The organism is Plantactinospora endophytica, assembly GCF_016862915.1.
GTDB lineage: Bacteria > Actinomycetota > Actinomycetes > Mycobacteriales > Micromonosporaceae > Plantactinospora > Plantactinospora endophytica.
Map to the genome: position 1 here is coordinate 315,277 of NZ_BONW01000004.1, position 25,616 is coordinate 340,892.

23 protein-coding genes and 1 pseudogene are annotated in these 25,616 nt (G+C 71.9%); 16 read left to right on the forward strand and 8 right to left on the reverse strand.

The genetic code is table 11. The annotated features are described in order from the left end of the window. Positions 1-15: 15 nt before the first annotated feature. The 3 genes from Pen02_RS07115 to Pen02_RS07125 form a co-directional block, all read right to left on the reverse strand. Positions 16-207, reverse strand: a complete 192-nt coding sequence (locus Pen02_RS07115; RefSeq protein WP_203865114.1) for a DUF397 domain-containing protein — start codon at positions 205-207, stop codon at positions 16-18. Continuing rightward, entirely contained in the window at positions 198-965 is a 768-nt protein-coding gene (locus Pen02_RS07120; RefSeq protein ID WP_203865115.1) for a DUF5753 domain-containing protein, read from the reverse strand. The genes Pen02_RS07115 and Pen02_RS07120 overlap by 10 nt, the downstream gene beginning before the upstream one ends. A 912-nt stretch (positions 966-1,877) precedes the next feature. Then, positions 1,878-2,828, reverse strand: coding sequence for a cell wall anchor protein (locus Pen02_RS07125; RefSeq protein WP_203865116.1), 951 nt, complete (start codon positions 2,826-2,828; stop codon positions 1,878-1,880). Between the two features lie 437 nt (positions 2,829-3,265). Here Pen02_RS07125 and rsmD point away from each other — a divergent pair, with 437 nt between their 5' ends. The 9 genes and pseudogenes from rsmD (at position 3,266) to mutM (ending at position 9,197) form a co-directional block, all read left to right on the forward strand. Next, positions 3,266-3,847, forward strand: coding sequence for a 16S rRNA (guanine(966)-N(2))-methyltransferase RsmD (rsmD, locus tag Pen02_RS07130; protein WP_203865117.1), 582 nt, complete (start codon positions 3,266-3,268; stop codon positions 3,845-3,847). After that, the gene (gene coaD, locus Pen02_RS07135; protein ID WP_203865118.1) at positions 3,844-4,329 is read left to right on the forward strand and encodes a pantetheine-phosphate adenylyltransferase; all 486 of its coding nucleotides are present in this window, start codon (positions 3,844-3,846) and stop codon (positions 4,327-4,329) included. The genes rsmD and coaD overlap by 4 nt, the downstream gene beginning before the upstream one ends. 325 nt (positions 4,330-4,654) lie before the next feature. After that, positions 4,655-5,152, forward strand: coding sequence for an ATP synthase subunit B family protein (locus Pen02_RS07140; RefSeq protein WP_203865119.1), 498 nt, complete (start codon positions 4,655-4,657; stop codon positions 5,150-5,152). Between the two features lie 150 nt (positions 5,153-5,302). Then, the gene (locus Pen02_RS07145) at positions 5,303-5,866 is read left to right on the forward strand and encodes a YceD family protein (RefSeq protein WP_203865120.1); all 564 of its coding nucleotides are present in this window, start codon (positions 5,303-5,305) and stop codon (positions 5,864-5,866) included. 8 nt (positions 5,867-5,874) lie between these two features. Continuing rightward, positions 5,875-6,048 carry a 50S ribosomal protein L32 gene (rpmF, locus tag Pen02_RS07150; protein ID WP_192767583.1) on the forward strand — a complete coding sequence of 58 codons (174 nt, stop codon included), beginning with the start codon at positions 5,875-5,877 and terminating at the stop codon, positions 6,046-6,048. A 117-nt stretch (positions 6,049-6,165) separates the two neighbouring features. After that, positions 6,166-7,110, forward strand: a pseudogene (locus tag Pen02_RS07155) (phosphate acyltransferase PlsX); the annotation flags it as partial. Positions 7,111-7,283: 173 nt separating this feature from the next. Next, positions 7,284-7,433 carry a hypothetical protein gene (locus tag Pen02_RS07160; RefSeq protein WP_203865121.1) on the forward strand — a complete coding sequence of 50 codons (150 nt, stop codon included), beginning with the start codon at positions 7,284-7,286 and terminating at the stop codon, positions 7,431-7,433. Continuing rightward, a complete protein-coding gene (gene rnc, locus Pen02_RS07165; RefSeq protein WP_239140179.1) occupies positions 7,430-8,320 on the forward strand; it encodes a ribonuclease III in 891 nt (296 codons plus the stop codon). The genes Pen02_RS07160 and rnc overlap by 4 nt, the downstream gene beginning before the upstream one ends. A 13-nt stretch (positions 8,321-8,333) precedes the next feature. Next, on the forward strand, positions 8,334-9,197 hold the full coding sequence (gene mutM / locus Pen02_RS07170; RefSeq protein WP_203865122.1) for a bifunctional DNA-formamidopyrimidine glycosylase/DNA-(apurinic or apyrimidinic site) lyase: 864 nt from the start codon (positions 8,334-8,336) through the stop codon (positions 9,195-9,197). 4 nt (positions 9,198-9,201) lie between these two features. On the opposite strand, the gene Pen02_RS07175 is transcribed toward mutM, so the two are convergent. Both Pen02_RS07175 and Pen02_RS07180 read right to left on the reverse strand, forming a co-directional pair. After that, entirely contained in the window at positions 9,202-10,026 is an 825-nt protein-coding gene (locus Pen02_RS07175; RefSeq protein ID WP_239140181.1) for an endo alpha-1,4 polygalactosaminidase, read from the reverse strand. Between the two features lie 123 nt (positions 10,027-10,149). Further along, positions 10,150-11,625, reverse strand: a complete 1,476-nt coding sequence (locus tag Pen02_RS07180; protein WP_203865123.1) for a CAP domain-containing protein — start codon at positions 11,623-11,625, stop codon at positions 10,150-10,152. Positions 11,626-12,041: 416 nt separating this feature from the next. Between Pen02_RS07180 and Pen02_RS07185 the strand changes: the two genes are divergently transcribed. From Pen02_RS07185 to Pen02_RS07195, 3 genes are all read left to right on the forward strand, one after another. Further along, complete coding sequence (locus Pen02_RS07185; protein ID WP_203858414.1) at positions 12,042-12,236, forward strand: hypothetical protein; 195 nt, start codon at positions 12,042-12,044, stop codon at positions 12,234-12,236. Positions 12,237-12,693: 457 nt separating this feature from the next. Beyond that, on the forward strand, positions 12,694-16,272 hold the full coding sequence (smc, locus tag Pen02_RS07190; RefSeq protein ID WP_203865124.1) for a chromosome segregation protein SMC: 3,579 nt from the start codon (positions 12,694-12,696) through the stop codon (positions 16,270-16,272). Continuing rightward, complete coding sequence (locus tag Pen02_RS07195; RefSeq protein WP_203865125.1) at positions 16,273-16,896, forward strand: HAD-IA family hydrolase; 624 nt, start codon at positions 16,273-16,275, stop codon at positions 16,894-16,896. A gap of 6 nt (positions 16,897-16,902) precedes the next feature. Here Pen02_RS07195 and Pen02_RS07200 read toward each other — a convergent pair whose 3' ends face one another. Together Pen02_RS07200 and Pen02_RS07205 are read right to left on the reverse strand one after the other, a co-directional pair. Further along, positions 16,903-17,421, reverse strand: coding sequence for a DinB family protein (locus tag Pen02_RS07200; protein ID WP_203865126.1), 519 nt, complete (start codon positions 17,419-17,421; stop codon positions 16,903-16,905). Positions 17,422-17,469: 48 nt separating this feature from the next. Continuing rightward, a complete protein-coding gene (locus Pen02_RS07205; protein ID WP_203865127.1) occupies positions 17,470-18,054 on the reverse strand; it encodes a TetR/AcrR family transcriptional regulator in 585 nt (194 codons plus the stop codon). 79 nt (positions 18,055-18,133) lie between these two features. On the opposite strand from Pen02_RS07205, the gene Pen02_RS07210 reads away from it, so the two are divergent. Next, entirely contained in the window at positions 18,134-19,963 is a 1,830-nt protein-coding gene (locus Pen02_RS07210) for an ABC transporter ATP-binding protein (protein WP_203865128.1), read from the forward strand. On the opposite strand, the gene Pen02_RS07215 is transcribed toward Pen02_RS07210, so the two are convergent. After that, positions 19,953-21,716: an alkaline phosphatase D family protein gene (locus Pen02_RS07215; RefSeq protein WP_203865129.1), complete on the reverse strand. Its 1,764-nt coding sequence runs from the start codon at positions 21,714-21,716 to the stop codon at positions 19,953-19,955. The genes Pen02_RS07210 and Pen02_RS07215 overlap by 11 nt on opposite strands. 161 nt (positions 21,717-21,877) lie before the next feature. Between Pen02_RS07215 and ftsY the strand changes: the two genes are divergently transcribed. From ftsY to Pen02_RS07230, 3 genes are all read left to right on the forward strand, one after another. Then, positions 21,878-23,077 (forward strand): signal recognition particle-docking protein FtsY, encoded by a 1,200-nt coding sequence (ftsY, locus tag Pen02_RS07220; protein WP_203865130.1) that lies wholly within the window; start codon positions 21,878-21,880, stop codon positions 23,075-23,077. Between the two features lie 46 nt (positions 23,078-23,123). Beyond that, positions 23,124-23,954 (forward strand): aminoglycoside phosphotransferase family protein, encoded by an 831-nt coding sequence (locus tag Pen02_RS07225; RefSeq protein WP_239140206.1) that lies wholly within the window; start codon positions 23,124-23,126, stop codon positions 23,952-23,954. A 230-nt stretch (positions 23,955-24,184) separates the two neighbouring features. Beyond that, positions 24,185-25,591 carry an ammonium transporter gene (locus Pen02_RS07230; protein WP_203865132.1) on the forward strand — a complete coding sequence of 469 codons (1,407 nt, stop codon included), beginning with the start codon at positions 24,185-24,187 and terminating at the stop codon, positions 25,589-25,591. Positions 25,592-25,616: the final 25 nt, after the last annotated feature.

A 25,616-nucleotide genomic window follows, 5' to 3' on the forward strand; every position in this document is an offset into this window, starting at 1 on the left:
CCAACGCTCCGGGAGCTACGGGCGCCGAGTCAGCTCATCAACGAAGGCACGCCAGGCGACCGGACCGAAAGTGAGCGTGCCACCGTCACGGTCCTTGGTGTCGCGGACCAGGACCACGCCAGGGAGGTTGTCGGCGACCTCGACGCAGGATCCGCCGTTGTTGCCGCTGCGCGTGCTCTTGCGCCACTGAGCCCCGGTCACATCCATGATCTGGCCACTTCCCTGAGGAGGTCGAGGGACTGCTCTTCCGAGAGAGCCTTCCCCCGGATGCGTTCCCATCGTCGGGCAAGCGTAGCAATGTCGGCCGTCCCGTCGACGATCTGCGCACGGACCTGGCTGTCGACGTGCGCGGCGCGTACGCCGTCGGGCAGGTCGGCGAGGATGAACGGCCCGCCGAGCCCGGGGTACATCCCGACGTTGGCCGGTACGACGTGCACCTGGACGGCCGGTAGTTGAGCGCAGGCGATGATCCGCTCCAACTGCTCACGCATCAGCGCCTTGTCACCGTCGACGTGCCGGCGAAGAACGGATTCGTCCATCACCGCGACGAAGAGCGGTGGCCGGTCGCGCTGGAGGATGGCCTGGCGGCCGACTCGGGAGGAGACGAGCCGGTCGGTCTCGTCGGCGGTCAGCGACTCGCCCGCCAGAGTCGCCCGCGCATACGCCTCGGTCTGGAGCAGGCCGGGAACCCAGGCCAGTTCATACCACCGGAGTGCGGTCGCCTCACGCTCCCACTCGATCCAGCCGCGCAGCCACACTGGCTCCCGTCTCTTCAAGACGTCCGGCCAAAGGTCCAAAACGTCCCGACCAACCAGCTCAGCAACTTTGGATCGATGCCGAGTCTGCGGTATCCGTCCATGCGTCACCCACCGCGCCGCCGTCTTCGGATCCACGCCGATTCTGCCTGCTAATGATTCGGCGGTCTGGCCGCTCTCGACCATCGCTCGCTGGAACTCCCGGTTCATACCGCCTCCAAAGCGGACGTGCCGAAGGTCAGAAGTACGAAGTGAAGCGCGGTGTAATCATCCCGTGACAGCGGGCACGATCTCAAGTACCCGCTCCCGCTCGGATCCGTCAATGCGGTGCACAAGGGACGGGCGGGACGGCTCACGGCGGTGGTGCTCGACCACGCAGAGCCGGAGCGCCGCCCCGGTTCCCATCGAGAGGAGACAGCATGCCGTTTTTCAGTAGGCCGCGCGCCGGCCACCGTCGAAGCTGGCGTCGCCTCTGGCGATACTGCCGCTGTGGCTTTCGCTGGCGATGCCCGGATTCCATCGACCTGGTTCCGATGCCATACGAACCAAGAGTCCCGCCACTGACCAGTTCGCGGTACCGGGCCGCCGTCCGCGCTCCTGTTCCGGTGACCCCGGACGTCCCATCCCCACCCGCCCGTCCCAGGACGTGGAACACCCGCCATTCGCTGTGGGGTTCGCAGAGCGGCGGGCGCGAAATCAACCGGGCGGACGAACCGACCCGGGCCACGGAGCGCCGTGCCGGGTACTCCGAGCGAGTCGGCCGGGCGTAGCCGTGATCGGCCCGGAGGAACGCTGGCACGTGCACACTCCCGCGCACCCGTCCTATCGCTGTCGGGCATGCGGCTGCAGTTGGCCGTGTCAACCAGCCCGCCTGGCGCTCGTGACCTCGTTCCAGGGGAACCGGGTGGGCCTCATGGTCTATCTCGGCGCCCATCTGGCCCGCGCCCTGCAAGAGCTTCCCGACGTGCACCCCGCGCTTCTGGCAGGCCAATTCCTGCACTGGGTACCCCGCCGCTGACCGCTCTTTAAGTGGCCGTACCCGGAAAGACGCTGAGGGCGCGCCGACCGTTTCCGGTCGACGCGCCCTCAGGCGGTTGGATCAGTTGGTGCGGTCGCTACCGATCAGGCGGTGAAGGTCACCCGACGGCGGCGGGCCACGATGTAGAGCACCACACCGGCGGCGAGCAGCAGCACCGCGCCACCCGCGATGCCACCGGCAGCGGCACCGGTCAGCGGCAGTTCGCCACCGCCGCCGCCACCGCAGTCCGCCGGCTTCTCGTAGACGATCGGGTCGCCCTCGAGGCCCTCACCACTGGGGGTGACGGTCAGGCCCTCCTCGGCCGGGAACTTGACGCTGCCGGTCTCGCCGGGCGCCACGGTCAGGGTCTTGGCCTCGCCCTCGTTCGGGGTGAGGACGACGCTGATCTCCTCGTCGGTGGTGTTCTCGAGCGTGATGATCAGCTCGTCACAGGTCGACTCGAAGGTGCCCACCGGCTCGACCGGCTCCGGGGTGACCGACGGGGTCGGCTCCGGGGTGGCGGTGACCGTCGGGGTCGGCTCCGGGGTCGGCGTCGCGGACGGCGTCGGCTCCGGGGTGACCGGCGGGGTCGCCGGGGGAGTCGTCGGCGGGGTGGTCGGCGGCGTGGTGGGCGGGGTGGTGCACTTGCCCTTGTCCTTGGCCTCGACCTTGCGGAACTCCTTGACGACCCGATCGGGCTTCTTCCACTTGGCCTCGACGAGCAGGTTCTTGTCGAGCTGGCCCTTCGACGCCGCCGTCCGGGTCTCGGTGCCGGTGAGCGGGGCGCCACCCCTCGGGTTCATCTCGGCGCCGACCTTGATGTCACCGACCGCACCGGGCTCGACCCGGATAACCTCGGCCTTGATGTTCTCGCTGTTGCCGACCGTCCACTTGAACTCGTAGTTGTTGCTCCCCTGGACCTTGCAGAAACTGCCGTAGATCTCGGGGTGGTGGGCGCTGGCCGGCGCCGCAATCGCGACTGCCGCGCCGAGGCCGAGGAAAGCAGCCCCGATGACGGCAGCCGATCGCCGGAGCGACAGCTTAGGACGGATCACGCGTACTCCTGGAAGATGAGAGCGTCTTGGTACGACACGGGTGAGGGGTGAGCGGGGGCGCCATGGGGTGGCGCGCAACCTGCGAGTAGCGCCCTTCCGAAGTCGTAGGCCGGCAAGCGGCAGCCGGCACAGCGCACGACCTTAGCGATTGGCGTGGTACAGGAACACCTTTCAGAGTCCTCTAACGATGATGTTGTCAATTCGAGATGATTGATAGACGCGTGGTAGTGAAGGTATTTCCCTCGGTGTGCGCGGTGTGCCCTTTTGTCTGTTGGTGTGTATCCGAAGGACGTTCTGCCCCGTCCCGTCGACGCGACCGTGCTGACCGAGGCCGGCTGAACCGACCCGACCGGTGGGTCGCGTAGCGTCGCTGTCATGCAGGAGACGGGTGGGCGGGTGACCGCGTTGCTGGTGACGGCGTCGCGGGAGACGTCGGGATGACCCGGATCGTGGCGGGCGTACTCGGCGGGCGCCGGATCTCCGCGCCGCCCGGTGCGGGTACCCGGCCGACCAGTGACCGGGTCCGGGAGGCGCTGTTCAGTGCGATCGAGGCAACTACCGACCTGGACGGCGCCCGCTTCGTCGACCTGTACGCCGGCTCCGGTGCCGTCGGCCTGGAGGCGCTGTCCAGGGGTGCCGAGCACGTGCTGCTGGTCGAGTCCGACGCCCGGGCCGCCCGGACCATCCGGGAGAACCTCGCCGCGCTCCGGTCGACTCCGGCCAGCCCGGTTGCCGGCACCGCCCGACTGGTCACCGGAAAGGTCGGCCAGGTGCTCGGTACCCCGCCCGAGGACGGTCCCTACGACGTCGTCTTCGCCGACCCGCCGTACGCCGTACCCGAATCGGATCTTGCGGCGGTCCAGGCCGCGCTGCGCGACCAGGGCTGGCTGGCCCCGGACGCCCTGCTGGTGATCGAGCGGTCCAGCCGGACCGGGCCGGTCGAGTGGGTGCAAGGGATCACTGCCCAGCGCAGCCGCCGTTACGGCGAGACCACTCTTTGGTACGGTCGCCGATCGTGAGACGTGCGGTCTGTCCCGGCTCCTTCGATCCGGTCACCAACGGTCACCTCGACATCATCGGCCGGGCGAGCCGGCTGTTCGACGAGGTGATCGTCGGCGTGCTGATCAACGAGTCCAAGCGCGGGCTGTTCACCGTCGACGAGCGGATCGACATGCTCCGCGAGGTGACCGGCTCCTACGGCAACGTCCGGGTGCAGTCCTTCCAGGGGCTGCTTGTCGACTTCTGCCGTACCCAGCAGGCCGGCGTCGTGGTCCGGGGCCTGCGCGCGGTCAGCGACTTCGACTACGAGTTGCAGATGGCCCAGATGAACATCGGGCTGGCCGGCGTCGAGACCCTGTTCATGCCCACCAGCCCGCTGTACTCGTTCCTCTCCTCGAGTCTGGTCAAGGACGTGGCGAAGTGGGGCGGCGACGTCTCCCCGCACGTGCCGGACGTGGTCCGGGAGCGGCTGCGGGAACGGCTGGTCCGGCCGGGCTCCTGACCGACCGGGGTCCCCGGCCGGCGTCTCGACGCGTCTGGTCCAGGCGCCGCCGGTCGTCCGGGTCAGGTCCAGCACGTCGGGGTGCGGGAAGCGCGTCCGTCGGCACCGGTGCCGATACTGATACCGACACCCGGCCGAGCGTCCGCCGACGGCCGCGCAGCGCCGAGACGTGGCGCTTCGGCCCTGGTCACGGCCCCGGCGACGCGCCGGTCCCGGGTCGATCACCTACCGGGTACGGCCGGCACCGCATCATTGGTTGAGCAGTAATCCGGTCCGACACCCCATCATGTATGTCGACCGAAGCAACGACGGGAGTGAGGTACCGGTGGACCCGCTCGATCGCATAGACGAGATCATCGGCATGGTGGAGACGGCGCGATCCGTCCCGATGTCCCGCAACAACGCCATGGTCGACCGCGCCGAGATGATCGGCGCCCTTGAGGAACTGCGCGTCGAGTTGCCCGTCGACCTGCGCCGCGCGGCGGCGCTGCTGGAAGAACGCGACAAGATCATGGATGCCGGCAAGCGCGAGGCGGACCGGATCATCAGCGAGGGCGAGGCCGAGCACGCCCGGCTGGTCTCGGTCAACGAGATCACCGTCTCCGCCGAGCACGAGGGCGCCCGGATCATCGCGGAGGCCCGGGCCGAGGCCCAGCGGCTACGTGAGGAGGTCGACGACTACGTCGACACGGCCCTGGCCAACTTCGAGCAGTTCCTGACCCGGGCACTCGCCTCGATCGAGCGCGGTCGGGACAAGATGCACGCGCTGCGGGAGATCGGCACCTTCGTGGGGGAGGAGAACGAGCGCCCTCTGCCGTTCTGACCGTACTGTCCGATTGGTCGGTCGCTCCGAGTGTCGGCCGGGACGGGCGCCGCGACCCGGTCGACGGTCGGCGGGCTCGCCCCGGTTCGACGGTAAGCCCCCTGCTCAGGTAACCTGTTTCGTCGGCCTCGCACAGGCCGGAGTCTGACTATGCCCAAACATCTGCCGACCCATCTCAACCCCAGGTCGCCGCTGGTCCTCGACACGAGGGAACTGCCGCGCCGACCTGGAGTGTTGCGTACGGTCAGTCGGACGGTTGCGGCACCGGCGGACCTCGGTGTGGAGCTGATCGGCGTGCCGGAGGGTGCGGACCTGAGCCTCGACCTGAGGCTCGAGTCGGTGTCCGAGGGCGTACTCGTCTCGGGGACCGTCACCGGTCCGATCGAGGGCGAGTGCGGTCGTTGCCTGCGCCCGATCACGGACTCGCTGACCGTCACGATCCAGGAGCTGTACGCCTACGAGCACAGCACCACGGACGAGACGACCGACGAGGACGAGGTGGGCCGGCTGCAGGGCGACCTGATCGACCTGGAACCGGCGCTACGGGACGCGGTGGTGCTCGCGCTGCCGACCAACCCGGTGTGCCGGGAGGACTGCCCAGGACTGTGCCCCGAGTGCGGGGTGCATTGGGACGAGCTGCCGGCTGGGCACAGCCATCAGCAGGTCGACCCGCGCTGGGCGGGCCTGTCGCAACTGACCCGTCAAGAGGAGTAGGAAGAACCGTGGCCGTCCCCAAGCGCAAGATGTCGCGCAGCAACACCCGGTCCCGCCGGGCGAACTGGAAGACCACCGCGGTCGCGACCGTCGCCTGCCCGCAGTGCAAGTCGCCGAAGCTGCCGCACGCGGCCTGCAGCGTCTGTGGCACCTACAACGGCCGCCAGGTCATCGAGGTCTGACCTACTGGACATCGAGTGACGCCACCGACCTCTGGTCGGGCGGCGCACCCGCCCTGGCGACTGCCCGGTGCACCGGCTCCCGCCGACGCCGACCGACCTTGGACGGCCGGCGTTCCCGTGGAGCCGGGCACCGTGCGGATCGCCGTCGACCTCCTCGGCGGGGACGAAGCTCCCGCCGTCGTGGTTGACGGCGCTCTGCGGGCGTTCGGCGCTGATCCCGATTTGCGTCTTCTGCTCGTCGGCCCCGTCGAGGTGGCCAACGAGCTCATCGCCGCGCTCCGCCCGGCCGACCGGGACCGGGTAGCCGTCCGGCCGGTCCGTGACGTGGTCGCGATGAACGGGGATCCCGCCGCGATCGTCCGCTCGGACAACACCATCAAGGCCGCGGTGGCCGCCGTCGTCGAGGGGGCCGCCGACGCGGTCGTCTCGGCCGGCGCCACCGGCGGGACCGTGACCGCCGCCGTACTCGGCTTCGGCCGCTGGCCCGGCGTACGCCGACCGGCGCTCGTCGCGACCCTGCCCGCCGTGGACGGGCCGGTGGTGTTGCTCGACGTCGGCGGCTCCCTGGAAGCCCGAGCGGCCACCCTGGCCCGGCACGCCGTACTCGGTGCCGCCTACGCCGCGGTCACCCACGGGGTGACGGCGCCCCGGGTCGGGCTGCTCTCGATCGGTACCGAACCGGGCAAGGGCGACCGGATCCGCCGAGCCGCCGATCCGGCCCTGGCCGAACAGGCACTGCCGGCAGGCGCCCGCTACGTCGGGCTGGTCGAGGGGTACGACGTGGCGTTCGGCAACCGTGCGGACGTCGTCGTCACCGACGGGTTCACCGGCAACGTCCTGCTCAAGGGGATCGAGGGCGCGTACGCGATGGCCGGCGGCCCACCGGCCGGTGGCGGCGCTCCCCGGGCGGCCACCCTGCTCGGGGTGGCCGGTGCCGTGGTGGTCTGCCACGGTGCGGCCCGGGACGACGACGTCGCCTCGGGCATCGCGCTCGCCGCCCACCTGCACCGTCGCCGAACCATCCCGGCGGTGGCGGCGCTGCTCGCCGAGTCCACGGTGACGGGCCCGGTCACCGGCACCGGTGGTGGCCCGGTCACCGGCACTGGCGCGGGTCGGGTTGCCGGCGCCGAGCCGGGTCAGGACGGCGGCGGTGCGGCGGGTCCGGTTGGCGGCGCCGAGGAGGGCCGGGGCAGCGGCGCCGGACCGGGTCGGGTCGCCGATACCGGGGTGACGGCATGAGCGAAGAGAACAGCCGGCTCGGGGGCCGGCCCCGGAACGCCGACCGGCGCGGCGGGGCGGACGGCGTGGGCGAACCCGACGAGCGGACCAGCCAGCCCAGCCGCCCGGGTCGTGGCGGCGGTGGGCGAAGCGAGGAGACGGCATGACCAAGGACAAGCGGCGGCGGCCACCGATCACGCACCTGGAGGCGGCGTTCGGGATCGCCCTGGATCCGGAACTGCTGGAGCGCGCCCTCACGCACCGGTCGTTCGCGTACGAGAACGGCGGCCTGCCGACCAACGAGCGGCTGGAGTTCCTCGGCGACTCGGTGCTGGGCGTGGTGATCACCACGGCGCTGTTCCACAACCATCCGGACCTGCCCGAGGGACAGTTGGCGAAGCTGCGGGCCAGCGTCGTCAACATGCGGGCGCTGGCCGACGTCGCCCGGCGGCTCGGCCCGGCCGGGCTCGGGCCGTACCTCCTGCTGGGCAAGGGCGAGGAGAGCACCGGTGGCCGGGACAAGGCGAGCATCCTCGCCGACACCCTGGAGGCGCTGCTCGGCGCGATCTATCTCCAGTACGGGCTGGACACCGCCGCCATCGTCATCCACCGGCTCTTCGATCCGCTGATGGCGGAGTCGGCCGGGCGGGGGGCGGCGCTGGACTGGAAGACCAGCCTCCAGGAGTTGACCGCCGCGCTCGGGCTGGGCGTACCGGAGTACCGGATCGACGAGGCCGGTCCGGACCACGCGAAGACCTTCACCGCCTGGGTGGTGGTGGCCGGTCGGAAGTACGGCGGCGCCGACGGCCGCAGCAAGAAGGAGGCCGAGCAGCGGGCCGCCGAGGCGGCCTGGCGGACCCTCTCCGAGCAGCCGGACGAGCCCGCCGTCGAGCCGTCCGGCGTCGAGCCCGCCGTCGGACCGTCCGCTGTCGAGTCTGCCGTCGGGCCGTCTGGCGTCGAGTCTGCCGTCGGGCCGTCCGGCGTCGAGCGGTCCGCCGATGCGGCGCCCGACGCTGCCGGTCCGGCCGTCGAGCCGGACTCCGTCCCGAACTGAACGAAGGTGGTACATGCCTGAGCTGCCCGAGGTGGAGACGGTCCGGGAAGGGCTGTCCCGCTGGGTGACGGGTCGGCGGATCGCAGCCGTCGACGTACGCCATCCGCGCGCCGTCCGCCGCCACCTGCCCGGTGCCGAGCACTTCGCCGCCGTACTCGTCGGCCGGACGATCCTGGCCGCCCGACGCCGGGGGAAGTACCTCTGGCTGCCGTTGGACAGCGGTGACGCGGTCGTCGGACACCTTGGGATGTCCGGGCAGCTCCTGGTCCGGCCCACCGAGGCGGCCGACGAGATCCACCTGCGGATCCGGTTCACCTTCGACGACGGCGGTACCGACCTCCGCTTCGTCGACCAGCGCACCTTCGGCGGGCTGGCGGTCTCGGAGGGTGGCGCGACCCTGCCGGCCGAGATCGCGCACATCGCCCGGGACCCGATGGACCCGGAGTTCTCCGACCGCGACTTCGTGGCCGCCGTGCGACGGCGGAGGACCGAGGTGAAGCGGGCGCTGCTCGACCAGACCCTGATCTCCGGGGTCGGCAACATCTACGCCGACGAGGCGCTGTGGCGGGCCCGGCTGCACGGCGGCCGGCCGACCGAGGCGCTCACCGGGCCGGCGGTTATCCGGCTGCTCGGCCACGTCCGGGACGTACTCGGTGAGGCGATCGAGCAGGGCGGGACCAGCTTCGACGCGCTCTACGTCAACGTCAACGGGGAGAGCGGCTACTTCGACCGCGAGTTGAACGTGTACGGCCGCGAGGGGCTGCCGTGCCGCAACTGCGGTACGCCGATCCGCCGCGAGGCGTTCATGAACCGGTCGTCGTTCAGTTGTCCCCGCTGCCAGCCCCGCCCCCGGACGGTGGTGCGACCGGCCCGCTGAGTTCTCACGCCGGGCAGGTGTCCCGGCGTACGCCGAGGTCGCGGTCCTTGCGGATCGAGGTGAGTCCGTAGCCGACCGTGGTGGCGCAGAACTCCGCCGTCGACCCCTGGTACTCGACGTGGAACACCGGCTTGCCGGCCTGGGTGAACGGCACCAGCCGGGCACACTCCGTACGCCGCACACACTCCTCGTTCACCGCGAAGTCGAAGTACGGCTCCAGTGCCAGTACCTGGTCGATGTCGTTGCTGAGCCCGGGCGAGAGTCGCGCCTGCCGGACCAGGTCGGCGACCCGCCGGTTGAAGGTGAGCTGGTCGTCGAAGGTCAACGGGAACCCGGACCGGTGCGCGTAACCGTCCATCCCGACCGGCAGTACGGCGACGAAGCCCTTGCCCCGGCAGAGCCGGAACCGGTCGGCGAGCACGGGTTCGAGGATCGACCACTGCCGGATGTCCAGCCACCGGCCGGAAGCAGGTCCCGCCGACTGTCCGGGCACCCGGGCCGGCGCACCGCGTACGGCGGCGGGGAACCGGGTCGCGTCGGGACGGGAGTTCTGGTGGATCCCGACCTCGACGTGGCAGACCAGCCGCCGTCCGTCCGCCCGCAGTCGTCGGGCGGTCTCCAGCGACGTCCGGAACCCGTCGAGCACGTACACCTGGGCGTCGACGGTGGGGTCGAGTTGACCCGTGACCTGCCACTGCCAACTCGGCATCGATCCACCCGGCCACGGCGGCACCGGGGCGGACCGGTCCGGCAGGAGGCGGCAGCCCTGGCCCGGCAGCAGCAGCGCGACCGCGAGGAGCAGGCCGGCGGCCCGGCGTACCCCGGGCACCTCAGCCAGCAGCGCTCAGCACGGCGCGCACCCCCTCGTACCGGCCAACGAACCAGCCGATGGCTCGGGCACGGCGGATCGGGAAAGCGCTTCAATCCCAGGTCGAGCCCGGACATCCGTTGGTCAGGCGACGGCGCCGAACACCTGCGTCCAGTAGAGCCGGCCGTCGGCCCCGGTGGCCACGCCGACCCCCATCGCCTTGGCGTCGCAGTTGAGGATGTTGGCCCGGTGCCCGGAGCTCTTCATCCAGCCGTCCATCACGGCGGCGGCGTTCTCGTAGCCCATCGCGACGTTCTCGCCGATCGGGCTGTCGTAGCCGGCCCGTCGGGCACGCTCCACGAAGTCGCTGCCGTCGCTGCCGGTGTGCGACATGTTGGTGTGCTCGCCCTGGTCCTGGCTGTGCAGCCGGGCCGCCTCGGTCAGGTCGCTGTTCATCACGACGGCCGCGCAGCCCTCTGCGGCGCGCTCGCGGTTGACGATCGTGAGTACCTGCGCCTCCTGGCTGCTGCCCGCCGCGCCCGACCCCGACCCCGATCCGGCCGGCGTACGCCGAACGGGTGGGCTGCTGGTCTTCCGGGCCGGCTTGGGTGCGGTGGTGGTGACCCGGGGCTTCGGGGCCGCGCGGGTGGCGGTCGGGGTCGGGGCGACGGTCTGTTCGGCCACCTCGGTCGGCTCCGCCGCCGGGTCGGTGGACTCCTCGGGGCCGGCCGCCTCGACCGCCGGCTGGTTGCCCCGGTTGCCGGCCGGCGCGTCGGCGAGGCTCGGCGGGAGCAGGGCCGCGCCGACACCGAGGAGGCCGAGCAGCGCGGTCACCGCGACGCCCAGGCCGACCGGGCCGCGTAGCGGCGTCCGCCGTCGGTGCCGCCCGGAACTGCTCCGGTCGGGTCGTGAGTCGTCCTCGTCCCGGGCGTCGGGGCGGACCCGGCGGACCGGGCCGCCGTCGTCGTCCCGGCCCATCTCGAACGCCCCGAGATCTGCCGGCTCGTCCGCCCAGCGCGCCGCGGCCTCCTGGCGTCGCCCGGCCGGCTCGTCCGCCCGGTCGAGCCCGGCCCGCCGCCACCGCTCGGTGACCTCGTCCGCCCAGCCAGCCTCGCCGCGCTGCGGGCCGCCGTCCGGCCCGTCCGCCCAATCGGCGTCAGTGGGGTGCGGGTCGCCGTTCGGCTCGCCTGTCCAGCCGGCGTCGGAATGCGCGCCGCCGTCCGGCTCGTCAGCCCAGCGGGCGTCGACCGGGTACCGGCCGTCGCCCGGTGCCTCCGGCCAGTCCGGTTCCCTCTGTCGCCCGTACTGCTCCGGTTCCCTCTGTCGCCCGTACTGCTCCGGTTCCCTCTGTCGCCCGTACTGCTCCGGCTCGGTCTGCTGCCGGTCCTCCATCGGCCAGTCCGCCTCCGCGTACCGGCGGGGGTCTTCCGGGGCGTCCTGCCAGTCGGGCTCCGGGTGGTGGCGGGCGGGCTCGGGCCGGTGCCGGAGGTCGTCCGGGCCGGGCTGGCGGGGCCGGTCGTCCGGATATCCGGCGCGGACGGCCGGGTAGGCAGGACCGTCGGGCCGGCTGGCCCAGTCGGCGCCATCCTCCCGGTCGGTCTGCTCGCTCCACCCCTGCACGCTGCGCCTCCGTTGCTTCCGGTCCTGGTCAGGGCCTTGTCGCTGACCGTGCGGACGCTACGCGGGCCCTCCGGCCAGGGGCAACGTGGCTAAGGAAGATATAAGGGGGGTTCCGCCGGCGGGATCGTGCCGCTGGCCAGGGCCGTCGTCATTCCGGACATCGACCGGGGATAGACTCCTGTCGTCCGGACAATGACCTGGTTCGTGCCTGCACGGCAGCCCTCGGCGGGTGAGTGGTCGACGGCACAGGTGGCCCGCGTCCCGGTGGAACTTGACTCAGCCGGGACATCGGCACACTATGTAAGTGTCGCCAGTCGCGCCCGACCATGCCCGCGTTCGCTTTGCGGGTGGGTAGTCGCGTACGAGTTGGGCGCGCGTTGGCCGGCCTTTCCGGCAGCGCATTACAAGGAGACGATATGGCGAAGGCCCTCTACGGCCACGTTGGTGCGGCGCCAGACCGGCGCCTCCTCGACGAGGTCACCCGACTGCGTGCCAGGGTTCAGGCACTGGAGTTCGAGACGACGCGGTTGCGTGCCGAGAACGATCGGCTCGCGGCGGCGGCGGCCGAGGCAGACGACCTGCTGCGGCTGGCCGAGCCCGCGCTGACCTGAGCTCCCGGGCGCCGGGCGACCGGCGCCCGCCTGGACAACTGAAACGCACCAGAAAACGCGCGCCGACACACCTGTGGCGGCGCGCAGTTCTGTTTCCGGCGAACTGACCGTCGTTTCCTGGTCGCGGGCAGGTCGACGGCGATCCGGCGAGGTGAGGGCTCCAGCTCCGGGGCGGTTGACCGAGGTGGCGGCTCTTTCCGGCTCGGGGGCGGCCGAGGGCGATCCGATACGCTGGTCGGTGCGTGCCGCGTCGCGCAGGACCAGCGCCCCCGGGTTACCCTGCGGGATGACCAGGCTCCCACCACCGGGGGCACGCAATCTCCGCCGAGTTCGGGCGCGGCCGGGCGGCTGACGGCCCGCCAGGCGGTACCGGACCGGAGGCGGGACGGACCGGAGGCGGGACGGACCGGAAAGCGCTGGGATCCCCCGGCGGTCGCGCCGGACGAGGATCGGGAACGTGTATCTCAAGAGCCTGACGGTGAAGGGCTTCAAGTCCTTCGCCTCCAGCACGACCTTCAGACTGGAGCCGGGGATCACCTGCGTGGTGGGTCCGAACGGTTCCGGCAAGTCGAACGTTGTCGACGCGATCGCCTGGGTGCTCGGCGAACACAGCGCGAAGGCGCTGCGTGGCGGCAAGATGGAGGACGTGATCTTCGCCGGCACCGCCGGCCGGGCGCCGCTGGGGCGGGCCGAGGTCACCCTGACGATCGACAACACCGACGGCGCGCTGCCGATCGACTACACCGAGGTGTCGATCACCCGCCGGATGTTCCGGTCCGGCGAGAGCGAGTACGAGATCAACGGCGACTCCTGCCGGCTCCTCGACATCCAGGAACTCCTCTCCGACTCCGGCATCGGCCGGGAGATGCACGTCATCGTCGGGCAGGGCCAGCTCGACGCCGTACTGCACGCGAAGCCGGAGGACCGGCGGGCCTTCATCGAGGAGGCGGCCGGGGTACTCAAGCATCGCAAGCGCAAGGAGAAGGCCCTGCGCAAGCTCGACGCGATGCAGGTCAACCTGAACCGGCTGACCGACCTCACCGCCGAGTTGCGCCGCCAGCTCAAGCCGCTGGGCCGGCAGGCGGAGGTGGCCCGGCGGGCCCAGGGGATCCAGGCCGACCTGCGGGACGCCCGGCTGCGGCTGCTCGCCGACGACCTGGCCACGCTCCGCTCGACGCTGGACAAGGAGATCGCCGACGAGGCGGCCCTGCGGCAGCGGCGCGAGCAGGTCGAGGCGGAACACGCCGAGGTGCAGTCCCGGCTCGCCGAGCTGGAGGAGGCGCTCGCCGAGGACGCCCCGCTGCTGGCCCGGGCCCAGGACACCTGGTACAAGCTTTCCGCACTCGGCGAGCGGTTCCGCTCCACCGAGCAGTTGGCCCGGGAGCGGCTGCGGCACCTGAGCGCCACCCCGGACGACGAGCGTCCCGGCCGGGATCCGGAGCGGCTCGAAGCCGAGGCCGAGGAGGTCCGCGCGCACGAGGAGGAGTTGCGCGCTGCGCTCACCGAGGACCAGATCCGGCTGGCCGAGGCGGTGGAGAGCCGGCAGCAGCTCGAACGTCAGCTCGCCGACGCGGAGCGGGCGCTGGTGGCGGCGGCGAAGGCGATCGCGGACCGGCGGGAGGGGCTGGCCAAGCTGACCGGGCAGGTCAACTCGGCCCGGGCGCGTACCGGGTCGGCGGCCGAGGAGATCGAACGGCTCGCCGCCGCACACACGGACGCGCAGATGCGGGCCGAGCAGGCCCAGCACGAGTTGGACGCCGTAGCCGAGCAGTCCTCGGAGGCGGATCGGGACAACGCCGAGCTCGACGCCCGGCACGCCGAGGCGGTCGCCGCGCAGGAGGAGGCGGCGGCCCGGGTGCGTACCCTCTCCGACGCCGAACGGGCGGCGGAGAAGGACGCGGCGACCTGGAAGGCCCGGGAAGAGGCGCTGGCCATGGGGCTGCGCCGCAAGGACGGTGCCGGGGCGCTGCTGGCCCGCGCCGACCAGGTGCCGGGACTGCTGGGCAGCCTGGCCGGGCTGCTTACCGTCGCGCCCGGGCACGAGGCGGCGCTGGCCGCCGCGCTCGGCTCGCTGGCCGATGCCGTGGCGGTGGCCGGGGTGGACGAGGCGGCCGAGGCGATGCGGTGGCTGAGGATCCAGGACGCCGGCCGGGCCGAGCTGCTGGTCGGCGGCCAGGCCGGACCGGGGATGATCGGCACGCCGGACGCGCTCCGCCCCGCCCTGCCGGACGGGGTGCGCTGGGCGCCGGACCTGGTCGGCTGCCCCGACGAGGTACGCCCGGCGGTGCACCGGGCGCTCCGCGACGTCGTACTGGTCGACACGCTGGAGAGCGCGACCCGGGTGGTGGCCGGCAACCCCGAACTGCGCGCGGTGACCGCCGACGGTGACGTGGTCGGCGGGTACGCGGCGGCCGGCGGGTCGGCCAAGGCGCCCAGTTTCATTGAGGTGCAGGCCGCCGTCGAGGAGGCCCGGACCAACCGGGCGACCGCCGAGCAGACCATCGCCGAGCTGCGCGAACAGCTCGGCGAGGCCCGGGAGGAGGTGGCCGAGCGGAAGCAGGAGGTGGCCGCCGCCGCAGCCGTGAAGCGGGACGCGGAGGGGCAGCGCAACGCCGCCGCCCGCCGGCTCGCCGAGCTGGGCGCCGCCGCCCGGTCGGCCAAGGGCGAGATGGACCGGCTGGCCGAGTCGCGCGGTCGCGCCGAGCAGGCCCGGGAGCGGGACCTCGCCGGGCTGGCCGAGTTGGAGGAGCGGCTCCGGCTGGCCGAGGCGACCCCGATCGACGCGGACCCGTCCACCGAGGAGCGGGACGAGCTGGCCGCGTACCTGCCGCAGGCCCGGCAGAACGAGATGGAGGTCCGGCTCGCGGTGCGTACCGCCGAGGAGCGGGTCGCCTCGATCGCCGGCCGGGCCGACTCGCTGGCCCGGCAGGCCGCCGCCGAGCGGGCCGCCCGGGAGCGGGCCGCCGCCCGGCGGGCCGCCCGGGCCCGGGGTGCCGGCATCGCCCGGGCCGTCGAGTTCGGCGCCCGCGAGGCGCTGACCCGGCTCGCGGTGTCGCTGGCGGCGGCCGAGCAGACCCGGGACGCCGTCGCGGCGGCCCGGTCCGCGCGCGAGGCCGAACTCCAGGAGGTACGCGGCGCGGCCAAGCGGCTCGGCGCCGACCTGGAGCGGCTGACCAGCGCGGTACACCGGGACGAGGTGGCCCGGGCCGAGCAGCGGCTGCGGATCGAGCAGTTGGAGGCGAAGGCGGCCGAGGACTTCGGGCTCGACGTGGAGACGCTGATCGCCGAGTACGGCCCGCAGCAGCCCGTACCGCCCAGCCAGGCCGAGATCGCCGCCGCCGAGCGGGACGACCGGCCCAAGCCCGAGCCGGTGCCGTTCGAGCGCCCGGTGCAGGAGAAGCGGGCCGCCAAGGCGGAACGCGAGCTGGCCCTGCTCGGCAAGGTCAACCCGCTGGCGCTGGAGGAGTTCGCCGCCCTGGAGGAGCGCTACAAGTTCCTCTCCGAGCAGCTCGAAGACCTGAAGGCGACCCGCCGGGACCTGCTCACCGTGGTCAAGGACGTGGACGACCGGATCCTGGAGGTCTTCGCCAGCGCCTACCACGACACCGCCCGGGAGTTCGAGCAGGTCTTCACGGTGCTCTTCCCCGGTGGCGAGGGCCGGCTGGTGCTGACCGACCCGGAGGACCTGCTCACCACCGGCGTCGAGGTCGAGGCCCGGCCGCCCGGCAAGAAGATCAAGCGGCTGTCGCTGCTCTCCGGCGGCGAGCGGTCGCTGACCGCCGTGGCGATGCTGGTGGCGATCTTCCGGGCCCGGCCCAGTCCGTTCTACATCATGGACGAGGTCGAGGCGGCGCTGGACGACGTCAACCTGGGTCGGCTGATCACGCTGATGGCCCAGTTGCGGGAGAAGAGCCAGCTCATCGTCGTCACCCACCAGAAGCGGACCATGGAAGTGGCCGACGCCCTGTACGGCGTGACCATGCGCAGCGGCGTGACCCAGGTGATCAGCCAGCGGCTGAGCAACGAGGAGGACTGAATGGCCCGGCGGGAACGCCCGACCGCACTGCTGGTGGACCTGGACGGCGTACTGCGCCGGTGGGATCCGGAGACGAGTGCCGCCGTGGAGCGCCGGTACGGCCTGCCGGCCGGCGCGCTCTACGACACCGCGATGCAGGGGGCACTGCTGCAACCGGCGGTCACCGGGCAGCTCAGTCACGCCGACTGGCTGGCCGGGATCGTCGACGCGCTCGCCGGACCGGCCGGTGGGGCGGACCGGGCCCGGGCGGCGGTGGACGAGTGGCAGGCCGACCGGGGCACCGTGGATCCGGAGGTGCTCGGCTTCGTCCGGGAGGTCAGATCGGCGGGCACCCGGGTCGGGCTGGCCACCAACGCCACCGACCTGCTCGACGCCGACCTGGCGCTGCTCGGGCTGACCGACGAGGTCGACGTCGTGGTCAACTCGTCGAAACTCGGCGTCTCCAAGCCGAGCCGGGAGTACTTCCAGCAGGCGTGTCTGGCCGTCGGCGCCCCGCCGGCCCAGGTGCTCTTCGTGGACGACTCGGACCGGTCGGTCCGGGGGGCCAGGGTCGCCGGGCTGTCGGCGTACCGGTGGAGCGGGCCGGCCGACCTGCGCTATCTGCGAGCCGTGCTGGCCCGCTGACCCGCGCTACTCGCCCGTGGTGCCGTCGAGGCGTTCGCGGATCAGGTCGGCGTGCCCGTTGTGCCGGGCGTACTCCTCGATCATGTGCAGGTAGACCCAGCGCAGGCTGATGTCCTTGCCGCGCGAACCGACGAAGGTGTCGTCCAGGGATCGTCCGGCGACCGCCTGCCGGACGAGTTCGATCTCGTTCCGCAGGGCGTCGAGGTCGGCTGCCGGGTCCGCGTCGTCGAGGCCCTCGAAGTCCCGGTCCGGCTGCGCCTCGGTGAAGTACAGCGAGGGCAGGTCGAGCCGGGCGAACTGCTGACGGAACCAGTACCGCTCGTTGTCGGCGGCGTGCCGGACCAGGCCGAGCAGGGTCAGCCCGGAGGGGGCGACGCTGGCGGTGCGGAGCTGTTCGGCGGTCAGCCCGGCGCACTTGGTCAGCAGGGTCTGCCGGTGGAAGTCGAGCCAGCCGTCGAGCATGCGGCGTTCGTCGGCGACGACGGGTGCGCGCTGCCGGTCGACATCGGGAGCGGTCCAGGTCATCGGCACATGATCGCACGATCACCCGCCCCGCCTGCTGCCCGTCAGGGGTCAGCCGGGGTTCGCGGCGACGACCTTGCGGACGCTGCGCAGGCAGAGGTCGAGGGCGCGGTGCTTGGAGACGCTGTTCTCCCGGGTGTGCTGCCAGGCGGCGTAGAGCACGGACCAGAGCACCTGTTGGACCCAGAGCGGGTCGAGGGCCGGGTCGAGGGTGCCCTCGGCGTGGCCCCGCTCGACCAGCCGGATCAGGGCGCGGTCGGCGTCGCTGCACTCCTCCCAGGCCGGGGTGTTCATCAGTTCGGGTTGGGAGAAGACACACATCAGGATGTCGCCGAGTTCGAAGAACTCCTGGCAGAGCCGGTCCAGCGCGTCCGGCGCCGGCCCCCGGTCGAGCTGGGCGCGTTCGGCGGCGGCGTCGATCTGGGCGAGTACGTCGGCGCTGAGCGCGGTCAGCAGGTCGGCGCGTTCCGGGAAGTAGCGGTGCAGCGTGGTGCGGCCGACGCCGGCCGCGTCCGCGACGTCGCCGAGCGAGGCGGAGCTGTGCTGCGACAGGACCGTTATCGCGGCGTCGAGGATGGCCCGCCGGGTGCGCGCCCGGGCCCGGCTCTCGACGTCGACGCTGGTTCTGTCCACCATGCCGGAAAGTTTAGACAACTTCGCCCCCATCTTGAATATTGGTTGCCCCTAATGGAACAGTCATGCTCCACTAGAGAGCATGTCTGTAGCGGAAGAGACCAACAGTGATCAACTTTCCTGGGGGAGACTGCGGATCCTCTGGTCGTTCGCACGGCCCCATCTCGGCAAACTGCTGCTCGGCCTGCTGCTGGCCCTGATCGGCTCGGCGACCGGACTGGCCTCGCCGATGGTCACCAAGTGGATACTCGACTCGCTCGGCGGCTCGACGTCACTGGCCGGGCCGGTGACCGCGCTTGCCGTACTGCTCGTGGTCGGCAGCCTGATCTGGCTGTGGCAGTGGATCCTGCTCGGCACGCTGGGCGAGCGGATCGTGCTGGACGCGCGCGCGTCGATCGTCCGGCGCCTCTTCCGGGCCACCGTGCCGGAGGTGACCCGCCGGCCGATCGGCGAACTCGTCGCCCGGGTCACCTCGGACACCGTACTGCTGCACCAGGCCGCCTCGGCGAGCCTGATCGGCCTGATCAACGGCACGGTCATGATCGCCGGAACGCTGATCCTGATGGGCGTACTCGACCTGGTGCTGCTCGGCACCATCGTCGGGGCGGTGATCGTGGTCGCGGTGCTGTTCGGGGTGCTGATGCCGGCGATCGCCAAGGCGCACGAGCGGTCCCAGGAGCACCTGGGTCGGCTCGGCGGAGCGCTGGAGGGCACGCTGCGGGCGATCCGGACCGTGAAGGTGAGCCGGGCCGAGGAGCGGCAGTCCGCCCGGGTGCTGGCCGAGGCGGGCGAGGTGGCGAAGTTCAGCGTACGGGCGGCGCGCCGGGAGGCGATGGCCTGGACGATCGTCTGGGGCGGCATCCAACTGGCGATCATCCTGATCCTCGGCATCGGGGCCTGGCGGGTCGGCGAGGGCGAGTTGGAGGTGTCCAGCCTGATCGCCTTCCTGCTCTACGCGTTCGGGCTGATGGGCCCGATCACCGAGGTCAGCCAGAACGTCACCACGTTGCAGTCCGGCATCGCGGCGGCCGGCCGGATCCGCCAGGTCGACGCGATCGAGGTGGAGAGCCCGGACGCGGAGGCGGTGCGGGCCGCCGGGCACGGCGCCGAGCACCGGGCCCGGGCCGAGCGCGCCGACCATCCGGTACTCGAACTGCGCGGGGTCTCCGCCCGGTACGGCCCGGACACCGCCCCGGCGGTACGCGAAATCGAGCTGGCCATCCCGAGACGGGGGCACACCGCGATCGTCGGCCCCTCCGGCGCGGGCAAGACCACCCTCTTCTCCCTGGTGCTGCGCTTCCTGGAGCCGCAGGACGGCGAGCTGCTGCTGGACGGCCGGCCGTACCGGGAGTACACCCACGCGCAGATCCGGCAGCGGCTCGCGTACGTCGAGCAGGAGGCGCCGGTGCTGCCGGGCACCATCCGGGAGAACCTGCTCTTCACCTATCCGGACGCAGGCGAGGAGGAGATCCGGCAGGTGTTGGCACAGGTCCGGCTCACCGCCAAGATCGACTCGTTGCCGGAGGGCCTGGACACCTCGTTGACCTCGTCGTCGGTCTCCGGTGGCGAGCGGCAGCGGATCGCCCTGGCCCGGGCCATCCTGCGTACCCCGGACGTGCTGCTGCTGGACGAGGCGACCGCGCAGATCGACGGGCTGACCGAGGCCGCCATCCACGACGTTATCCAGCACCGGGCCGCCGAGGCGGCGGTGGTCACCGTGGCGCACCGGCTCTCCACGGTGATCGACGCGGACACCATCGTGGTGATGGAGGAGGGCCGGATCAGGGCCCGGGGCAGTCATGCCGAGCTGCTGGCCGGCGACGAGCTGTACCGGGAACTGGTCGAGGCGCTGCGGATCGCCGCCGACGCAGACCAGATCCCCCGACCGGAGGTGGCTGCGGTCAGCGGGTGAGGGTGCGCCGGGTGACCGTGCGGAGGGTGCCGTCCGGCGCGGTGCCCTCGATGGTCACCTCGGCGGAGCGGCCGTCGTGCCGCAGCGTGCTGATCGCGTTGCCGAAGTAGGGCCCGTCGAGCTTGCGCCAGCGCACCGGTGGCCGGCGGACCCCCGCCGTCCGGGCCAGCGCCCGGGCCGCCACCGACGGCCCGCGCCACCAGCCGAGCCGGAGCAGCGGTCGCATCGGGCCGGGGATCTGGTTGTGGATCGGCGAGCAGGTCAACTGGTGTACCGGAGTGCTGGTCGAGCCGCCGGGGAACCGTGCCCGGGCGACGTACGAGTGGTGCACGTCGCCGGAGAGCACGCTGATCGACGCCGGTGGCGGGTACGCCGGCCCGGTGCCCACCCGGTCGCCCGGTTGCCCGGCCGGCCCGCTGCCGAGCCGGGCGAAGACCTGGGCGAGCGCGTCGAACGACCGGCGGAAGGCCGCCCAGTGCTCCAGGTCGAGCGCCCGGCGCAGCCGTTCGGCGAAACCCGCCACCCGGGGCCGCTGCGAGTCGGCCAGTTTCTCGTTCCAGGACTCCAGGTGGTGGATGCCGGGCGGCAGCAGCCAGGGCAGCGACGAGCCGACCACCAGGTGGTCGTACTCGCCGTGCACCTGGTCGGTGAACCAGGACCACTCGGTCGGCGGCAGCATCGCCCGGTGGTTCCGGTCGAGCACCCGACTGCACCGGTTGTCGAGCACCACGAGTCGGGTGCGGCCGACGTCGAGGGAGTAGCTCCACTGGTAGCGGCCGGGCGGGGCGGCCTCGGCCGGGGTCTTCCCCTCGCCCAGCGCGGCGTCGTAGCCGGTCGCCTCGGCGTCGACCCGCTCGCCGAACTCGCGCAGCACCGAGCTGGCGTCCTCGGCGGCGACGACCTTCGCGTACACCGGGTCGGCGGCGATCTCGTCCGGTTCGAGGTTGCCCAGGTGCTGGTAGACCCAGTACGACGCGAGCCCGCTGGCGATCCGCTCCGACCACCACGGCTCGCGGTGCGTCTCGGCCCGCCACGGCGTCGAGGTGTTCCAGTCGTCGATGATCTCGTGGTCGTCGAAGATCATCACGCTCGGCACGGTGGAGAGCAGCCAGCGGATCTCCGGATCCCGCCACGACTCCAGATAGAGCTTCGTGTACTCGTCGAAGCTGACCACCTGGTCGGCCGGGGCGCCGGCACTGCGGTCGCGGCGGCGGCGCAGCAGCTTGCGTACCGTCGGAGAGGTCTGGTCGGCGTAGACCTGGTCGCCGAGCAGCACGATCAGGTCCGGCCACCCGTCGGCGGCGTCCGCCGGACCGCCGCGTTCGCCCGCCCGTCCGGCACCGACCGCCGCCATCAACCGCCGGGAGTACGCGTCCAGCGCGTCCGGCGGCAGTTTCCGCGCCGTGGCGTGCTGGGTGGTCTCCCGGCACGAGCCGAAGATCAGCCGGGCCCCGAAGTCGCCGGCCGGCCGGGTGTGGATCACGCTCGGCGGGAACTTCGCCTCCGGCTCCGGCCAGACCTGCTCGCCGTCCAGGAAGACCCGGTACGGTGCCGCCGTCCCCGGGGTCAGCCCGTCCACCACCACCAGCGCGTAGTGGTGGTCGAAGGCGGTGAACGTGGGCGCCTGGCCAGCCGCGCCGTCCGGCGTGTCGACCCGCACCACGGCCGGGGCGCTGGTCTCCACCCAGATGGTGGCCCGGGAGCCGACCACGCGGCGCAGGATCGGGCCGATCAACAACCGGGCGGTGGGCATGCTGCGACCTCCGAGCGAGGGAAGGGGTGGTGGACGGAATCCTCCTACCCGGCTGGCCGGGGTAGTTACCGGAGCTTCGCGGCGAGCCTACTCGGCTGTAACAGCCCGGCACAGGTGCGGCGGCTGCGCCAACCCGTCCGGCGTCTGACAGGATCGCCCGTATGGACAACCTCGTCGTCATGCTGATCGTGGCCGGCGTGCTGGTGCTCCTCGCGGTGGGCCTGACGATCGGGCTGGTGGTGACCCGTCGGGGTGGCCGGGCCGCTCCGCCGCTGCCGCCGATCCCGCCCGCCCCACCGGTACCGCCGGTGCCGCCCAGCCCGACCGCGACGGCGCCGACGGACCTGCTCAGCCCGCCGGTCGAGGCGCCGCCGGCACCCACCGAGGTCGAGCCGCCGGTGGTGGTGGAGCGGCCGGAGCCGACGGCCGGGCGGATGGTCCGGCTGCGGGCCCGGCTCTCCCGCTCACAGAACGTCTTCGGCAAGGGCCTGCTCAGCCTGCTCGCCCGGGACCACCTCGACGAGGAGGTCTGGGAGGAGATCGAGGACAGCCTGATCGGCGCGGACGTCGGGGTCGAGGCGACCCGGGAGATCGTCGACCGGCTGCGGCAGCGGGTCGCCGTGCTCGGCACCCGCAGCGCGACCGAGCTGCGGGCGCTGCTCGCCGCCGAGCTGGTCGAGGTACTGGACCCGTCGCTGGACCGGTCGCTGCGGGCGACCCGGGACGGCGGCACCCCGGCGGTACTGCTGGTCGTCGGGGTGAACGGTGCCGGCAAGACCACCACCTGCGGCAAGGTGGCCCGGGTGCTGATCGCCGACGGTCGTACGGTGCTGCTCGGCGCCGCCGACACGTTCCGGGCCGCCGCCGCGGAGCAGTTGACCACCTGGGCCGGCCGGGTCGGCGCCGAGGTGGTCCGGGGCCCCGAGGGGGCGGACCCGGCCAGCGTCGCCTTCGACGCGGTACAGCGTGGCATCGAGGCCTCCGTCGACACCGTGCTGGTCGACACCGCCGGCCGGTTGCAGAACAAGGTCGGCCTGATGGACGAACTGGGCAAGATCAAGCGGGTGGTCTCCCGGCACGGTCCGGTGGACGAGACGCTGCTGGTGCTGGACGCCACCACCGGGCAGAACGGCCTGGAGCAGGCCCGGGTCTTCACCGAGGTGGTGGACGTCACCGGAGTGGTGCTGACCAAGCTCGACGGCACCGCCAAGGGCGGCATCGTGATCGCCGTGCAGCGCAAGCTCGGCATCCCGGTCAAGCTGGTGGGGCTGGGCGAGGGGCCCGACGATCTCGCACCCTTCGATCCGGCGCAGTTCGTCGACGCGCTCCTCGGCACCGAGCCGCTTGGCGTGGACGCGTAATCTCGGGGGACTGTTCGACAAACCGCGCCCACCCCCGGGCGCGACCCTGGTGACCCTGTTCCAGCGCCGCTCCTCGGGAGAGACGTACGTGACTTCGCAGGAGATCCCGCTGCACGGCGGGAACGTCAGCACCGTGGTACGCGTGGGCGACACGGTCCGGCGCAACGCCGGCCCGTGGACCCCGTCGGTGCACGCCCTGCTCCGGCATCTGGAATACGTCGGCTTCACCGGCTCGCCCCGGGCCCTCGGGATGGACTCGCGCAACCGCGAGGTGCTGTCCTACCTGGAGGGGGAGTGCGGGGAGTATCCGCTCGCCCCGCACTGGGTCACCGACGAGGCGCTGGTCACCGTCGCCACCATGCTGCGGATGTTCCACGACGCGCAGTACGGCTTCCAGCCGCCGCCGAGCGCTGTCTGGCGGTCGTTCGGGCCACCGCCGCCGGACACCGAGGTGATCTGTCACCACGACGCCGCCCCGCACAACGTGATCTGGCGGCCGGACGGCACGCTGGCGCTGATCGACTTCGACCTCGCCTCGCCGGGCGCCCGGATCTACGACGTGGCGTACGCGGCCTGGACCTGGGTGCCGCTCTTCTCCGACCGGGACTCCTACACCCTCGGCTGGCAGCGGCCGAACCGCCCGCGCCGGCTGCGGCTCTTCGCCGACGCGTACGGGCTGATCCCCCGGGACCGGCACCGGCTGGTCCGGACCATCCGGAAGCGGATCGTGGACCACGTCGAGGGGATCCGTCGGATGGCGGCGGCCGGTGACCCGGCGTTCGTCCGGATCGTGCACAAGGGTCACCTTCGGCGCCCGATGCGTGATCTGCGCCTGCTCGACTACGAGCGGCACACCCTGGAGTACGCGCTCAGGTAACCCCGTGTCGCTTTCCGTACATCTGCGGTGGCCTATTCGGTTGATATGCCCCCGTCCGTTCCAACGATAGTGCGGACTTCTTCACACGTTGGAAACAACCCGTGACGCCTCGGAAACCAAGGGGGCACCACGGGTGAAACCTCCAGCCAGGAAGCTTCCGCGCAACCGGCGTACGGGCGATGCTGCCTCGGTGGGCCGGGAAGGAGGGTAACCAACTTTAGGAGGCCAGCGTGCCTGAAGCACCGACGATCGACTCCGGCAACACCGTATGGCTGCTGGTGTCGACGGCGCTCGTGTTGCTCATGACGCCCGGTCTGGCGCTGTTCTACGGCGGCCTGAACCGGTCCAAGGGCGTGCTCAACATGATGATGATGAGCTTCTCCGCCATCGGGCTCATCTCTGTTCTGTGGTGGTTCTACGGTTTCAGCGTGGCGTTCGGTACGGACGTGAACGGCTTCTGGGGCGACCCGGGGCAATACCTCGGCACCAAGACCTTCCTGGCCGAGACGGACCTGTGGGGTGCGACGGCCGAGAACCCGAGCGGCATCGGGGTTCCGCTCTACGTCTTCATGGCGTTCCAGATGGTCTTCGCGGTGATCACCGTCGCGCTGATCAGCGGCGCCATCTCCGACCGGGCCAAGTTCGCCGGCTGGCTGCTCTTCGCGTTCGGCTGGGCGACCCTGGTCTACTTCCCGGTGGCCCACATGGTCTGGGGCGGTGGCTTCCTCGGCGCCGGTGACGGGCACGTCAAGGCACTCGACTTCGCCGGTGGCACGGCGGTGCACATCAACGCCGGTGCCGCCGCACTCGGTCTGGTGCTGGTACTCGGCAAGCGGCTCGGCTGGCCCAAGGAGGTCATGAAGCCGCACAACATCCCGCTGGTCGCGCTCGGTGCCGGTCTGCTCTGGTTCGGCTGGTTCGGCTTCAACGCCGGTTCGGAACTCACCGTCGACTCGGTCGCCGGCCTGGCCTTCATCAACACCCAGCTCGCCACCGCCGCCGCGGTGCTCGGCTGGATCATCGTCGAGTGGATCAAGGGTGGTAAGCCGACCCTGGTCGGTGCCTCCTCCGGCGCGATCGCCGGCCTGGTCGCGATCACCCCGGCCTGTGGGTTCATCGCGCCCTGGGCGGCGGTACTCCTCGGCCTGGTCGCCGGTGCGGTCTGCGCGCTCGCCGTCAGCCTGAAGTACAAGCTGGGCTACGACGACTCGCTCGACGTGGTCGGCGTGCACTTCGTCGGCGGCTGGATCGGCTCGCTCTGGCTCGGCCTCTTCGCCACCAACGACGTCAACGCCGCGATCGGCGACGTGATCGGCGCGTCGGACGGCCTCTTCTACGGTGGCGGGGCGACCCAGCTCGGCCGGCAGGCCCTGGCCGGCCTGATCGTCACCGTCTGGTCCTTCGCCATCGCCGCGCTGCTGGCCTTCGTGATCCAGAAGACCATCGGCTTCCGGGTCTCCCAGGAGGCCGAGGTCGACAGCATCGACATCGCGGAGCACGCGGAGAGCGGGTACGACCTCTCCACGGCTTCCGGCAGCGGCGGCGGCGCGTTCGCGATGGCCGGAATCGGTACGCCGAACAGCAGCACCTCGGCGGCCGAGCCCGCCGCCCCGGTCAGCGAGAAGGTCGCCGGCTAACGTTTCTGCGATGGAGGGGTTGGAT

Excerpts from the sequence above, each read along its gene's own strand:
- Pen02_RS07115 (WP_203865114.1), bottom strand. The coding sequence starts at position 207 with ATGGATGTGACCGGGGCTCAGTGGCGCAAGAGCACGCGCAGCGGCAAC.
- Pen02_RS07120 (WP_203865115.1), bottom strand. The coding sequence starts at position 965 with ATGAACCGGGAGTTCCAGCGAGCGATGGTCGAGAGCGGCCAGACCGCC.
- rsmD (WP_203865117.1), top strand. The coding sequence starts at position 3,266 with ATGACCCGGATCGTGGCGGGCGTACTCGGCGGGCGCCGGATCTCCGCG.
- Pen02_RS07145 (WP_203865120.1), top strand. The coding sequence starts at position 5,303 with ATGCCCAAACATCTGCCGACCCATCTCAACCCCAGGTCGCCGCTGGTC.
- Pen02_RS07160 (WP_203865121.1), top strand. The coding sequence starts at position 7,284 with ATGAGCGAAGAGAACAGCCGGCTCGGGGGCCGGCCCCGGAACGCCGAC.
- rnc (WP_239140179.1), top strand. The coding sequence starts at position 7,430 with ATGACCAAGGACAAGCGGCGGCGGCCACCGATCACGCACCTGGAGGCG.
- mutM (WP_203865122.1), top strand. The coding sequence starts at position 8,334 with ATGCCTGAGCTGCCCGAGGTGGAGACGGTCCGGGAAGGGCTGTCCCGC.
- Pen02_RS07185 (WP_203858414.1), top strand. The coding sequence starts at position 12,042 with ATGGCGAAGGCCCTCTACGGCCACGTTGGTGCGGCGCCAGACCGGCGC.
- Pen02_RS07195 (WP_203865125.1), top strand. The coding sequence starts at position 16,273 with ATGGCCCGGCGGGAACGCCCGACCGCACTGCTGGTGGACCTGGACGGC.
- Pen02_RS07200 (WP_203865126.1), bottom strand. The coding sequence starts at position 17,421 with ATGACCTGGACCGCTCCCGATGTCGACCGGCAGCGCGCACCCGTCGTC.
- Pen02_RS07205 (WP_203865127.1), bottom strand. The coding sequence starts at position 18,054 with ATGGTGGACAGAACCAGCGTCGACGTCGAGAGCCGGGCCCGGGCGCGC.
- Pen02_RS07210 (WP_203865128.1), top strand. The coding sequence starts at position 18,134 with ATGTCTGTAGCGGAAGAGACCAACAGTGATCAACTTTCCTGGGGGAGA.
- Pen02_RS07215 (WP_203865129.1), bottom strand. The coding sequence starts at position 21,716 with ATGCCCACCGCCCGGTTGTTGATCGGCCCGATCCTGCGCCGCGTGGTC.
- ftsY (WP_203865130.1), top strand. The coding sequence starts at position 21,878 with ATGGACAACCTCGTCGTCATGCTGATCGTGGCCGGCGTGCTGGTGCTC.